The organism is Leptolyngbya sp. AN10 (assembly GCF_050565645.1).
Lineage (GTDB): Bacteria > Cyanobacteriota > Cyanobacteriia > Leptolyngbyales > Leptolyngbyaceae > Leptolyngbya.
The window spans coordinates 324,328-337,720 of sequence record NZ_JBNXVP010000001.1 but is presented as its reverse complement, the minus strand read 5'-3'; the positions used below and the strand labels follow the sequence as shown (position 1 = coordinate 337,720).

The 13,393-nt window shown below is 45.3% G+C and carries 10 protein-coding genes; 1 reads left to right on the top strand and 9 read right to left on the bottom strand.

Annotation, left to right across the window (positions count from 1 at the left end; genetic code table 11):
- Positions 1–292: 292 nt before the first annotated feature.
- The 4 genes from ACQ4M5_RS01690 to ACQ4M5_RS01675 all read right to left on the bottom strand — a co-directional run bounded on the left by ACQ4M5_RS01690 (position 293) and on the right by ACQ4M5_RS01675 (position 6,559).
- Positions 293–2,086: a hypothetical protein gene (locus ACQ4M5_RS01690; RefSeq protein ID WP_430673873.1), complete on the bottom strand. Its 1,794-nt coding sequence runs from the start codon at positions 2,084–2,086 to the stop codon at positions 293–295.
- On the bottom strand, positions 2,067–4,025 hold the full coding sequence (locus ACQ4M5_RS01685; protein ID WP_430673872.1) for a protein kinase domain-containing protein: 1,959 nt from the start codon (positions 4,023–4,025) through the stop codon (positions 2,067–2,069). The genes ACQ4M5_RS01690 and ACQ4M5_RS01685 overlap by 20 nt, the downstream gene beginning before the upstream one ends.
- 510 nt (positions 4,026–4,535) lie before the next feature.
- Positions 4,536–5,483, bottom strand: coding sequence for a CHRD domain-containing protein (locus ACQ4M5_RS01680; protein ID WP_430673871.1), 948 nt, complete (start codon positions 5,481–5,483; stop codon positions 4,536–4,538).
- A gap of 56 nt (positions 5,484–5,539) precedes the next feature.
- Entirely contained in the window at positions 5,540–6,559 is a 1,020-nt protein-coding gene (locus ACQ4M5_RS01675; RefSeq protein WP_430673870.1) for a hypothetical protein, read from the bottom strand.
- Positions 6,560–7,464: 905 nt separating this feature from the next.
- Here ACQ4M5_RS01675 and ACQ4M5_RS01670 point away from each other — a divergent pair.
- Positions 7,465–9,510, top strand: coding sequence for a type IV secretory system conjugative DNA transfer family protein (locus ACQ4M5_RS01670; RefSeq protein ID WP_430673869.1), 2,046 nt, complete (start codon positions 7,465–7,467; stop codon positions 9,508–9,510).
- A gap of 7 nt (positions 9,511–9,517) precedes the next feature.
- On the opposite strand, the gene ACQ4M5_RS01665 is transcribed toward ACQ4M5_RS01670, so the two are convergent.
- From ACQ4M5_RS01665 to ACQ4M5_RS01645, 5 genes are all read right to left on the bottom strand, one after another.
- Entirely contained in the window at positions 9,518–10,891 is a 1,374-nt protein-coding gene (locus ACQ4M5_RS01665; protein WP_430673868.1) for a hypothetical protein, read from the bottom strand.
- A 79-nt stretch (positions 10,892–10,970) separates the two neighbouring features.
- On the bottom strand, positions 10,971–11,267 hold the full coding sequence (locus tag ACQ4M5_RS01660; RefSeq protein WP_430673867.1) for a hypothetical protein: 297 nt from the start codon (positions 11,265–11,267) through the stop codon (positions 10,971–10,973).
- Positions 11,268–11,436: 169 nt separating this feature from the next.
- Positions 11,437–12,153 (bottom strand): hypothetical protein, encoded by a 717-nt coding sequence (locus ACQ4M5_RS01655; protein ID WP_430673866.1) that lies wholly within the window; start codon positions 12,151–12,153, stop codon positions 11,437–11,439.
- A 160-nt stretch (positions 12,154–12,313) separates the two neighbouring features.
- On the bottom strand, positions 12,314–12,685 hold the full coding sequence (locus tag ACQ4M5_RS01650) for a hypothetical protein (protein ID WP_430673865.1): 372 nt from the start codon (positions 12,683–12,685) through the stop codon (positions 12,314–12,316).
- Between the two features lie 231 nt (positions 12,686–12,916).
- Positions 12,917–13,237 carry a hypothetical protein gene (locus ACQ4M5_RS01645; RefSeq protein ID WP_430673864.1) on the bottom strand — a complete coding sequence of 107 codons (321 nt, stop codon included), beginning with the start codon at positions 13,235–13,237 and terminating at the stop codon, positions 12,917–12,919.
- Between the last annotated feature and the right edge of the window lie 156 nt (positions 13,238–13,393).

Here is a 13,393-nt window from a genome sequence, read left to right as displayed (position 1 = left end):
TTATTTGAAATTACCTTTACTAATCGCTGAGATTTTGAAGCTTCCTTGGAAGTACTGTCCTCTAGGATTTCATTTTCCCATTGATACTGAATTGAGAGGATTGGAACCACGTCGTTTGAATTGGCTGGTTTATAAGCGTTCAAAATGTCGATCGTGGTGACAATTTTTGAACTTCTAGCAAGATCCCTCGACGCTAGAAATTGCCTCATGCTATAAGCATGAGCAGTCTGGCTTCTAAATTAGCGCAGCAGATCCAACAACAAGCAAAACGTCAATCATCAGAAAATTAAACTCAATCTTTGCCCTTGTTAATCGGAATTTCAGAGGTTCGCCGGTTTTGAAGTGATCCAACTTGAGTGCGGTTGTTTCGGCTTTTCAAGATTGGAATTGTCATTGTGGCGGCATCCCGACTGACCGGACGCGCCAACGTCAAATCACTAGTTTGGATGGTGGCGGTTTTTGGAACTAGAAGTTCCGGTTGATTTTGAGCAATTTTCTGAAGTGTGGCGAAGTGGTCTTCGTCTTTCAGGTTGAGTTTTTCTCGAAGACCGGTACAAAACGTGGTGTCGCTTGGATCAAGAACACCTTGTTCTAGTAGATCTTGCACAATTCCGGCATAAGCATTAACGCGCGTCTCTTTTGAAAAGGCGGTGAGCGCATTGACCAGGGTGTAGACTTCTGTTGCAGACAAGTCATCGATTTCACGCCCTTTAAGCGCGCTTACCGGAGGATTTAGCTTCCGGAGTTGCTTTCGCAAACTTGCAGCAACCTTCTCTCGTTCATACTCATCGTGTTTTCTACTAACGGTGCGGTAAAACCAAATTGCACCAACTAAAACCACGAGTGCATTGAAGCCGAGTATCATTGGTTCGGGTAGGCGATTGAGCGATGGACGTGCTCCATAAGAGAAAAAGACCCAAAATGAAGCTAACGTGAAAATGGTGAACATCGTGTGCTGCGCTTGTTCTGCTGACACCGGTTTTCCGTTCATCGTAGATGCGATTCTGCGATAAAGTTTCTCTAGAATCAATCCCAACAGAAAGGTTGCTGCGGTAAAGATTCCGTAAGTCATGAAAACCGCAATAAACTTAGGAATCGGGATCGTAACTCCATGAATATAAAATCCTGGGTCAAACAGTCGGCTGGTCAACGTTTCTTCGTGTGTCCAAGCTCCGGTGAAGTAGTAATCCCAGTTGCCTGAATACAGAAAATAGTAGAAATAAAAGGAAATGACCATGCCGATGTATCCATACTGAACCAGTCGTCGACCTGGTTTTTTGAGTTCAGACCAATAAGTTTGCTCAGAGTCGATGTCTATACACGGCGCTTTGCACTGAACGCAGGCGCTGCGTTCATCGCCAGTTTCAGGATCAATCAGTCGACACATCGATTGAGTGATGGTAGGCTTAGAGAACGTGTGAGCTTCGCTGCCCAGTAGCGAACGTGGACCAGTATAGACCATTTGAACAGGTGCCATCGGGCAAAAGTATTGGCACCAGCTTTTTCCAGCATACAGATATCCAACAATAATTGCACAAGCGATCGTCCCAATCAAAAACCACCCTAACGCATAGCGGTCTCCGTTCACAAATAGAATTCGTGCGCCTAGTCCAAGGGTGAACAATCCCCACTGGAAATACAGATGATTGCGTCCGAGCCAGGAATCCTCTTTAATCTTGACCACCTCATAGCTAGATTCACCGGTTAAGGGGTCGCGAACCTTTTTTCGCCGCTGAATACCTAACGCTCTCGGGATTTGTGAGAAAAACGAGAGTGGGCAAATTCGCCGCCATAGTTCGTGCCCGAATGTCATTAGGATAAGAATCCCGGCAGGTACAATCATAGCCCACCACATTAACACGCTAAGACTAAACGGCTGCTCGGGAATGCAAAGATCTCGAATTTTGACGCAAAGATCAGGATTGGTATAAACATTTGGGTCTAAAGCAAACGGACTATTGCTTCCTGGCTGAGTAAAGCGAGGAGTGATCGGGTCGTAGAATAGCGAAACGATAAGCAGTAGCCATCCTAGAGCTAATCCCCATCGTACTCGATGCATGATTTTTTCAGAAATTTTGTACATCATGGGTTTTATTTTCTGCGGGATTTATCTTCCAGATTTTGATTTCTTGGTTAACAGCATTAGCAAGGTATTGAGCTTTATCGCTAACAGCTGTTTTTCCTTGTACAGTTGTGAGGGTTTCTATCAGTCGTCCTGATTGAGGATCCCATAATCGAACATTCCCGTTTTCGTGTAGCGTGAGCAGATGCTCTCCGCTCCATCGAACATTTGTTACACCAGCAGATTCACGAGGAAATATACTTACAATCTTGTTGGCATTGATATCCCAGGCAATGGCACGATCTCTGCCAAAACTGTAAAGAATTCTTCCATCCCTGCTAATTTGCATCGTGTCTACGAGTTCAGAATGTCCTGAAAACACGCGTTTTAGGCTTCCGGTATTTGCATCCCAGACCTTCATGCGATTATTTGTGGTCGCACCGATGATGAGCTGGTTTGGAGCAAAGAACATGCAGTTGATATTTGCCTCAGTTCCTGCACTGTTGAGCATCCGGTTTTCTAGGGTGCGAACCATTTTTCCAGAACCGACATCCCAAAGCTGCATCTGATGATTTTGAGTACTAGTTGCAATGGTGCGACTATCCGGGCTGAAAGCAACGGCTTCGATTGCAGCTTCTTTCAGAGTGAAAGAACGAGCAGCCTGTCCGGTTGCAAGGTTCCAAATCGTTACTTCTCGACTATTGCTTGTGCCAAACAGCCATTGTCCGTTTGGACTAACGGCAAGTTTCGTCAGTCGATCTGGAGCATCCTTGATTCGAGCTGTTGTTTTGCCGGTTTGAATGTTGATTACTGTTATAGTGTTAGCATCATCGACGGTAATCAGGTATCTATCGGAAGACATTAACATCTTTGTGATTGAATCGCGTGTAGCGATTGTCTTCACTAATTCAATCTGCATTTTCTGCTTAGCTTGCAATGTGTCGAGCTGGTTTACGACTGTTTCTTTTACGGCGTAGAATGGACTCTCTGGTTTACTTAAAGCAATTGCAGCGCCGACTATAACCGTCATTGATAACGCGGTTAGTGGCACCCACGGAAATCGACGATTTGAAGGGGATGTTTGCTGTCTTAAATCAGATGAGTCGACTAGAGATTCGGGTGTTTTGCCAACGGGAGCTGTTGTAGATTGAGACAGATTGAGTGCAGCTAGGGCTTCGCTTGCGGATTGATAGCGTTCCTTTACGTTTGAGCGAGTTAACCGAGTAAGAACCTCTCTAAGGTGATTCGGAGTTCCTTTTCCTTTGAGATAGAACTGCCAATCAATTTCGTTTGACATCGGGTCTTTGCGGAGCTGCTGCGGGTGGATTCCGGTCATTAATTGAATCGTGGTGATGCCAAGGGCGTAGAGATCGCTTGCAAACGCAGGCTCCCCCGCTCGCTGTTCTTGAGGAACATAGCCGGGTGTACCAAACGTCAAATCTTTAAACGGTGGCTCTTTCGGATGTACGGCAGCGCCAAAATCAATGACAGCAAATGCCTTGTCGCTTTCGCGCTGAATTAAGTTGCTGGGCTTGATGTCTTGGTGAATGATATTTTTCTGGTGGATGAAGTCCAGTGTAGATAAAACATCTCGTAATAGCGCGATCGCTTCTTTTGGTTTTAGCTGCTTTCCTTCTAGAACGTAGGACTCAAGATTTTTCCCTTCGATGAACTCTTCGATTAGACAGGGATGATCCTCATCTTTGATATGTGCTAAAAGCCCCGGAATTCTGTCGTGAGTGCGTCCTAGCATATATAGAAAGTTTGCTTCTTTCTCAAACAGGGTTCGGGCATCTTCAAGAGTTAATGTGTTATGTCCCTGAAAACACAGTTGTTTGAGGATGCATTGAGGATTACCTGGTAGATGTTTGTCAAGTACTAGGTACGTTTTGCTAAATCCACCAGATCCAAGTTGTTTTACAATTAGATAGCGCTCGATGAGCAGCTCTCCTTGTCCAATCATTTTTATAACCAAGCTTAAAGGGATAATCGGGCAGCCAACTTTTGTAACAGCATCAGCAAGGAGGGTGCTTGACTTTGTTTGACTAATGAAGTGTTTCTACGTCCTAAACGAGAGAAATTCTGCGTTTAGTGCAGCTGGCTTACAATTTGATAAAAGGTTCAAGCCACAGGTGCAGTCTTTAAACTGAGTCTTACTTAATAAACTAGAATGAATTCCAAATCTGTCACTCTGCCTTTAGTGACTTTTCTAGGCAGCGTTTTGCTCCTTCTACAGATGGATTTTGCGCGGTAGAAGCTAGAGAACAAGTGAAATGCAGACTGACGATGCTATCGATTTACCGATGTAGTGATAATATGAGAATCTGAAAACCTGCAGAAAAAACCCTGGCATCCCACCAGGAGTTTTGACTGTGCTTCATGGAAAAACTAGCGTCTGGGTTAACCCAGGGGATGCGCTAACAGTCTTCGGTTCACCCGAAGACTGCGTAACTCGATTGCTGAATCGGCGAATCTAAGCAAATTCAACGACGTTTTGGTTGAAGTTAATTCGGTTTTCGCCCGTGGGGAATCCAGCTTGACCATCACCATCGACATCCACATTGGTATGAACGTTCGTGTAAAGGTTTCCGGCAAGAAGAGCGGCTTGCTCTTCAGGGCTGAGCTGAAATTCACCGTTGATTGTGGCTGATTTCCCGTCTTCGCTCACTTCATTTTCAAAAAATCGAACGACGGTCGCATCTGCGAAGTCACCCCGTTCATCTCCGCTCGGCGAAAAGTGTAAGTGTGTGCCGCTGATTGTATTTCCTTCTCCGTCTTCAGGAACCTGCAAAAAGCCATTTACTAGAGCTTCTGGGTCGCTTCCATTGAGAATTTCAGCGTTGGAGTCAATCACGTCTTCACCTTGCGAGAATAAGGGTGCTCCATCTAGCCCGGTTGCTTCTCCTTCCACTTTAAAGTTACCCTCAGCATCCAGCGAAAGATCCAGGGTGGTTACGCTATCTGAGCTTGTGGCAAACGGAAATTCTTCACCACTCACTGCTGTATTGAATTCGAAGCTGTCTTCTCCAGGGAAAATAAAGTCATCTCCTTCACCGCCGATCAGCTGATCTGAACCAACCGTTCCGTTGTGCTGTGTGTAATCACTCGACATTTGAAACACTTTTTCTTCAGCTGGGGCGTGATCATGAGACGCATCCCCGCTTTCACCACTGTGTTGATGGGAATCACCTGCCTCTTCAGTAGAGTGGGTTTCTACGGTTCCATCGGCATGAGTATGGGTAAAACTTCCGTCTCCGTTGTCGATGCTTTCTAGGGCAGTAGACACGGTTTGTTCTTGAATTGAAGAACCCGTTGCTTCAGACCGGGAAGAATTCTCTTGACTCGATGACTCGATGATTGCTCCAGACGAGTCCTGTTGATGGTCTTGAGACGAGTTATTGTTGTGATCGAATTCTGCCATGTGTTGTGTTACTCCTTATGAAATGGCTTAATTGTGGGATAAAAAGGAACTGGGCTTTACGCAGTGAGTGAGGCAAGTTGTTCATCGCTAACAGTGACGAAGTTATCAGAAGACAACTCTCCAGCATCTGTAAACGTGAGCGACGCAAGGATGTTGTTGGTGCTTTTATCAATGACCAGCGCATTGTTATCTGAGTCCAACGGCTGATCAAGTCCACCGTTGTCTGGGTTGCTGCCTTGACCAAATGAAACATCTTCGACATTGATTCCATCTAAGCCGAACTGATCGGCAGCGGGATCGAAGTCAAAGATCCGGTTGGTCGTGTCTTTGCCGAGAACAACGAGATCTTCACCGCTGCCGGTTGTGATCGTGTTAAACGCACCGTCGCTATTGGCTAAAAAGATGTCTGACCCGCCAGCCCCGATCACAACATTATTGCCGCCGCCCCCATCTAAAACATCTCCGTTTTCACCCAGACGTTGTTCGAGTTCTACACCCTCAACTTGGTCTGGATCCAGTTCTTGACTGTTTACAAGCGTTGCTGGATCGATCTGAATTGATGCAGGGTCTGGGTTAGCCTGCTCTTGTGCACCATTATCTGACGCTTCCTCTGTACTGTTGTCTGACTGCTCTTCGGTAGCATCTTTTGCTAAATCAGAGAGTTCATTGTTGTCAGGCGAAGAGGAGCTTTCAGAGGAATTGGAATCTTCTGAATTGTTAGAACTTTCGATTGCGAAGTCATCTGCTTTACCGTCGTCTTCTGACTTTATTTCTGATTCATCTGACGGGTTTAACCCAGAGGAATCCGAACGGTTGCTGTGTTGTTCAGCATTCAGGTTGTTTTCGACTTTAGCCTGGAATGATTCCTCTGTAAAACTTGAATGATTTTCATCAGTAGAAGTTTGTTCAACGGATTCTAGGCTGGCATCGAGCGCCTTTGTCAAGTCATCTTCTCGAATTGAAGAGCCGCTTGCGCCGTAAAAACCTGATTCTTCTTTGAAGCCGCTAATTGAAGAATCAGCTGTTCCTTCAGTATGTTGCTGATTCTCCATTCCGGCTTCAGGGTCGAACGCCATGATATCTTCTCCTTGTAGAGATGAGTGGAATGTGCTGTTAGAAATAACTGTCAAAGGTATGTAACCCAGTAAATTTATGGGTGTGGAGAAACATCATTGACAGATAACTGGAAACCTGAATGAGAAATGAGGGTCTGAGACTGTTCGCAACTGTCCGGTAAGTTTTCTCAGTAGTAATTCCTACCTCAGAGGCAGGCGCGTTCAGAAAACTCATTTCCCAGTAACTTCAGGTTAAAGAAGCGGGCAGTTTTCTAGCCTCTAACAAAAGGGGTAAATCAAGCTTCGATTCTGATTTGTTGGCACTTCTATTGATAGACTCGGGTTTGATTTGATCTAAGGTTGATGTTCATTCGGCGATGCATAAAAAAAAGCCTTTTCAGGCTTAAAGGTTAGATCTTCAGGATAGGTACGCTTGTACTTAAGAGATTGGAACCAGCTACAAGTCTTGTCACAATTAATTCTGAAGGGTTAAAGTTTGCGTTGCTTCAGTTCATGGCGACGCTGGTGCCCATTATTATCATTGTCTTTGCTCTCCATTTTGATGCTCGTGGCATGGCGTGATTGAACCGCGATCGCATTTATTTTCGCTAAAGACGATTGAATTTGCTTAACAGTTAGCCGCTTTTGAATTTGATTGTCTACAATAGCGGGTAATGCTGTCGCGAAACTTGCCAGTTGTACTGGATGTTGCTCGATCTGCAGGTGTAATCAGATTACTGGATACTTGCAATTGAGCGGTGGCTACTCCCAGCTATCGTTCTGCTCCACAGTTGCAGGTAGAACGGGGAATGATTAGAGTCGCTCAAATTCGAACGGCTGTAGAAGCGTTTGTCTAATACTGCTGACCGAAAAGAACTTTTTGGTCAGATGAGGCAAGCCAGTTGCTATTTCATCAAATTATCCTCATGAAGCAGAACACTTCTATTGTTTCTGTTCCTTCTTCGCCTGTGTTGGCAGAAATCACAGTTGGAAAGGACATTCTTGATTCTCTTAAGGAATACAACACGCCTACGGGCTATGCCATGGTTGCGGTGTTGTTGTTCCTGCTGGTGCTCTCGAATTTGTTGGGCACGGGTAAAGGTAAAACAACGACGGGACGGTTAGCGAAGCGGGCTGAAAAAATGTCTGCGGTGTCCGAAGCAATGCAGCAAGTCAAACTGCTGAAGGACTTGCAGGATTATAACCGACGTGAAGATCAACTCAAAACCACAGCCGAAGCGACTGGAACTGAAATGCCGGAGTTGCCATCTCGTCCTCGCCACAATCAAGTTACCGTGTGGTGTGGTACACCAAAATACTGGTGGTCTGGACGCTGGCGGTGGTTTGGTACAATGCTGCAGACGATGACCGGTTCGATGCCAACCACGTTTATCCCTAGTGCCCAACGAAGCATTTTGGCATTGGGCATTCCGAACTCTGGAAAAACCTACAGTGCGATCGATCGAATTGCTGAAAGCATGATGGTACAAGGAATTCCGATGCTGGTGTACGACAAGAAGGGCGACCAGATGCGACAGATGGCACCGATGGCAGCCCGCTATGGATACAAAGTGCATATCTTCGCGCCTGGTGAACCTTTTAGCGGAGTTATTAACCTGCTTGATTTCCTAAGAAGCGAAACCGATTCGGTAATGGCAGGAGAAATTGCGGCAGTTATCAATCAAGTGAATTCATCGGGCGGCAAAGGCGATCAGTTCTTTAAAGATTCCGGCGATCAGTTGGCAAAAGCCTTATTGCAGTTAGTTAAATCAGCAGAACCCAAGGCTGAAGACCTAAAGCAAAACCCTAATTTACCTAATTTCGCAGACATGGCGACTGTCTATGCCATTATGCAGCTACCGGGGTTAGTAAAGCGGCTCGACTATGCCAAAGAGCGTGGAGCGATTTCACCTTGGGTTGTGTCTTCATTTGCCCAATTCATTAGTACCAAGGATGCTGAGAAGACGATTGCTGGCATTATGGCAACGACGACGTTATTGTTTTCCTCGTTTATCAATGCTTCTTTGCTACAGTCATTTATGGGTCGATCTACAATTCCCAAGCGGATCGAGGGCAAGCAAATTATCATTTTTAAACTTGATGATGAACGGCGTTCTGTGATTGGCCCTTTGCTTGCAGCGACGATCACGATGTATGTTGTTGCTAACTTCGCGACACCTCGGCGCGATCCACTGGGAGTCCTGCTCGATGAATTACCGTCTCTGGGAAAGATTCCAAAATTGGTGACTTGGCTAAACGAGTTACGCTCGAATGGTTCTATTTTCGTGATGGGGGTACAGTCGCTAGAGCAGCTTTATGACATTTACGGTGAGAATAACGGAGCGGCGATCGCAGCAGCGGCCGCAACGCACTTTTTATTCAATACGAACAACAACAAAACGGCAAAGTCTTATTCAGAGCGATTCGGTGAGAAAGAAATTTTGGTTCGCAACAAGTCGTTCAGTCGTTCAATGGGAGGTCCGCATCCTAGTCATTCTCACAGCTGGAATGAGTCACTGCAAAAGGTTCCTTTGTTTACGGTTGATGAACTGCTGCGCTTAGATGTCGGACAATGCATCTTGACGAATCCTGGCTATAAATCTGGAGGTGAGGGAGGGGTTCCATTTAAGCTGCGGATTCCAATTCCAAAACGAGATGACACTTTTGCAAAGGAGTGTACCAGGCTTTGGGACAAAGAAGTCAAAGCTGCTCTGCAGAAAAAGGTTCAGACGATCGATGAACTTGAACTTGCTCAACAAATTCAGATGCGAATGCGGTGGGCAGATAAGCTTTTGCCGTTGCCACCCGATGAAAAAGGCAGCTCGTCGGGTGGTCGTTCTGGAGGGGGTGGTCCGGTTTCAGCGCCGAACGTTTTGGATAACTTTTTGGCTGAGGATGGAGCAACAGAGCCTGCTGAAAAGCGTCCTGCTCCTACCGTTCGTCGGTTGCATCGTTCTGCTTCTATCAAGTAGCTGTCTGCTACTGCTCAAACCCACCCCGCTGACTTTGTGGAACCGGGTGGGGTTTGCTTTTTTGTTCTGGTAGGCGGACAAGTGAGTGCTTCTCGTAGGGAGTTGGCTCAATCTCCGGATATTTTTTTGCTTCACACTGATAGACCAGTCGATTGTCTTGACTAACCGAAAGGCATCCCTCGCTAAACTTGACCTGATACGTTCGTCCATTCATCTGAAACTGTCCTTTTGCTTCGGGTCTAGATTCATGCTTCAATGCGCCGTCGAGCGCGACATGACATTGCCGAAGCAGTTTTTTCTCCCAGGTTGGGCGACTGTGAAAATCCTGTTGAGCAGGCTTTGCCAGATTTTCGGGAATAGAATTGGCTGCAAAAGTTTCGGATATAAACTCTTTAACGTGACCGGATGGCACTTCCCAAAAGTGCATTTTGATTTGGTGCCTTCCTTTCTCTCGAATTTTTTGAATTGCTTGATCGAGAGCGCTTTTGTCAGCATAAGGATGAGTACAAAATTTTTGGGGAGTGCCCTGTTGATCTAGTCGCGAGTAGGTTGCACACAGAAACGCTGTGTCTTTTGGATAAGCCTCGATACCCAGGTCTTTTTCAGAAATTTGCAGGGTAGCGGTGTCAATTTCAACGCTGGCGCGTAGTCCAGTCGTAGCCGTGAGCGTTCCGGCGATTTGTCCTTGAATCATTCCGGTTGTTGGATCCTGCTTGAAAAAATGTTTAGAGATTTTAGAATTTGTTGAACCAATGACGGTATCGCCGATTCTTGCTTCAAATGCAGCTTCATTGGGTGCACGATTAAATGTTACCTTCACCGGTTGTCCAAGCCATGTGCTGGGATCTAGATCGGTTGGAAGCTTGCTAATTTCAATTTTTTCACTTTCTCCAAGACGCAGTTCTAGCTTGGACGGCTGACTGTAAATTCGAGCCTGTCCCTCTAATCCTTCTGGAATAACTGTTTCTTCTGGCACACATCCAAGAGGAATGCCATTGACGCTGAGCATTTGTTTCCCTTGGGTTGAACTTTGAGGATCTTTATCGGTTTCAATTTTGATCTGGGCAGTTTCGCCTTTCCACTGAGGTTTATTGTGTTTAGCAAGATGATGCTGCACGCCAATAATTCCAACTTCGCGACTAGGAATGGGACTGAGTGTGTAGATTGGCGTTTTTCCGTTACTGTAACGAAAGACGCGGTCTTTTCCGAGATCGACGTTGATCGTTCCTTTTGTGGGATTTGTTTCGGTTCCGGCTTGCTGGCAATCGGGGTGTTGTCCCGATTTTATTGCGGATTCAAGCACGGTAATTGTAGCTGGGGTCAACTTGTTTTTAGCGGTTTCATCGTCTAGTTTTCCGTGAAATACAACAGTAGCTCCCATTTGAATTCGAACAGATTGAGTACTATCTAAATGGGAAGCGTCAATTTGGCGTTTAAGAAATTTAAGAAAGTCGCTTGAGTTATGTTTCATAGATCGACCAATCAATGTTGGGAAGTCGGTTGAGTAAGACTTGGTTTTCTAGTTTTGCGGCAACTAGATCAGCTCCCGCATAAAGTTGAATCAATGAAGGTTCAAAGCCAACTGGAAACCGAAGCTTCCAGCGTAAGGCTCCTCTAATTTGATCTGCAACATATACTTCTTCAAAGTAAACTTGCATCAAATCAGGCGTATAGCTATAGCGAGGTTGATTCAGTCTGGTTGCAATTTCTTTTGCTGAGATAGGGTAAGTGGACTGAAGAGCAATGAGGGCATCCATCAGAATGAAAATGATAAACAATAAGTCAATGGCGATAATTTTAGTATAGCGATCTGCCAAATTTAAAAATCTCTAGCTTGCAGGAGATTGAAGCTAGAGATTTCGGCGCTGATTTGAGTCCAGGTGGCTGAATCAACGGAATCCGTTGTTCGAATGCAAATCTGAATGATCAGAGCGGAACTTCTGGTATCGTTTCTAGATACTCAGCTACGGTCATGGTCTTGTCGGGTAAGCCACTTGTTTCTGTAGTGGATGGAGCGGGAGTGTGGCTTAGATTGTATGCTTTTTCAAACATTTCGAGCAGCCAGGTTTCAGTTGCCTGCTGTTGTTCAATGCTCCAACGATGCAGTTGAGCTTGTGGGATATCATCGAGCCGCAAAGCTAGTACTGTAAGATAAAGATGATCTGGATCGCACTGTAAGTGTTTAGTCGCTGCCCATAGCTTAACTTCATCTCGCCATCCTAAATTTGGCGATCGTACCCCCCACTCAAATAGCTTGGGATGACTACCTTTGTGCTGACCCTGATTAACATTGACTTCGATGCAAGTTTGAACGGTTTCGGATGTGAGACGTACAACCAGCGGTTGGTGCAGTTGAATGGGGTGTTGAGGATGCAGAATTTTTGGAACATTTGACAAAACTTCATCGGCTAATTGAGCAAGTTCCGGTTCTGCCTCTAGCAGAGGTTCAACCGGTAAATGCAGTTGTATTTGCCGAATCAAAAGATTGAGTTTTTGGTTCAGCGATAAGGGGAATGGAAGGAAACGATCGGATTCGATCATCGGTTGATCAAGGGGCTGCTTTTTTTGTAAATAAGCATCTGAATTGAGGTTCCAAGGACTGACGCTTGACTTGATCTGCTGGATTTGGTCGAGGGTTGTCATTTTGTTTAGAGTCATCGGCGATTGAACGCGCCAGTCGGCGCGGCAGAATGCCGATTCGTCATAGTCAACTGATATAGTGATAATCTGATATCACGATGATCGAAGATAACTAAATCTTGACATAGGCTCGGTGTCAAGATGCTCGATTGTTGCAGCCAGACTACTTTTGCGATTGATGAAAATGTTTATAAAGTCGGCGAATCGCACGAGCATATTTGCCGGTGACTTGAATTACCCAAGCCAACTGTGTGGGGTCTTGAGTCGCCTCATCAGCTGCAAGTTCAAATCTTCGGCTGTTTGGGTTGAAGTAATAGGTTGCTGCGCCTTCAACTGGCTTGTCATACCAGAAATTTACGGCTTCAACTACATCTTGCAGCGTCTCAGTGCTCAAGATTTCCGGATGAAAAACTACCTGGCAGTTTGAGACATACAGGACTCGATTGCGGACCATCAGTGTTTGACCGGGCACGATCCAGTGAGCAAAGCACTGTGTTTTTGCTGCGGCACTTTGAGAAGGAGAGGTCTCGTTCATTAAAATTAAAAGGTGATAAAAGGTTGCTCTTGAATACTGTAGTTTACCTGTGTTTTTTCAAAATGAGTACAAAATTACTCATTTTGAGGATTATTCCTGAGCTAGTAAAAAGTTAAACAATCTGAGTTGCTAAACCGATGATTCTTAGGCAAAAGTAAAAAAGTGTAAAAATTGCAAACACCTTTCAGCACTTAAACTGTTTAACTTTTCTACTGGTTAACGGTTTCTTTTTTAATGCTGTGCAGGTAGTCCCCATTTTCGAGGAGTTGGGGGAGGTGTCGGCATTTTGCTAGGCGGTAAGTCAGGCTGCATCTCGAAAAACTCTTGACGAAATTCCTCAAGAGATAAGTAATAGGCGGAGTCGAGATTTACTCGATCGACTTGAGGTTGTTGAAAAACAACCATAACGTGGTCTTCACTGTTTAAATGATTGAAGTGTCGAGAAATTAGCACAATTGTAACAATCCAATTGTGCTGAAAACGATGTTGATATTGATGATGAACGCGAATTTTAGTCCATCCGGTTTGGGGAATCGCTGAATCGTCTGCCATATTTTTTAGATACGGAGAAACTTCTGTCTCTATACCCGACTCTAAAAGGTCGGCTACAACGGAGCGTCTCTCTTAATGCAGGGAATGGCAACATCGCTTAGGGGAAATTTTAAACAAATGAAACAGCGAGCAGGAATTTCCTCTCGCTGTGGTTAT

Coding starts and splice junctions, on each gene's coding strand:
- ACQ4M5_RS01680 (WP_430673871.1), bottom strand. CDS start 5,483: ATGGCAGAATTCGATCACAACAATAACTCGTCTCAAGACCATCAACAG.
- ACQ4M5_RS01655 (WP_430673866.1), bottom strand. CDS start 12,153: ATGACAACCCTCGACCAAATCCAGCAGATCAAGTCAAGCGTCAGTCCT.
- ACQ4M5_RS01690 (WP_430673873.1), bottom strand. CDS start 2,086: ATGATGTACAAAATTTCTGAAAAAATCATGCATCGAGTACGATGGGGA.
- ACQ4M5_RS01660 (WP_430673867.1), bottom strand. CDS start 11,267: ATGGATGCCCTCATTGCTCTTCAGTCCACTTACCCTATCTCAGCAAAA.
- ACQ4M5_RS01670 (WP_430673869.1), top strand. CDS start 7,465: ATGAAGCAGAACACTTCTATTGTTTCTGTTCCTTCTTCGCCTGTGTTG.
- ACQ4M5_RS01665 (WP_430673868.1), bottom strand. CDS start 10,891: ATGGGAGCTACTGTTGTATTTCACGGAAAACTAGACGATGAAACCGCT.
- ACQ4M5_RS01685 (WP_430673872.1), bottom strand. CDS start 4,025: ATGATTGGACAAGGAGAGCTGCTCATCGAGCGCTATCTAATTGTAAAA.
- ACQ4M5_RS01645 (WP_430673864.1), bottom strand. CDS start 13,237: ATGGCAGACGATTCAGCGATTCCCCAAACCGGATGGACTAAAATTCGC.
- ACQ4M5_RS01650 (WP_430673865.1), bottom strand. CDS start 12,685: ATGAACGAGACCTCTCCTTCTCAAAGTGCCGCAGCAAAAACACAGTGC.
- ACQ4M5_RS01675 (WP_430673870.1), bottom strand. CDS start 6,559: ATGGCGTTCGACCCTGAAGCCGGAATGGAGAATCAGCAACATACTGAA.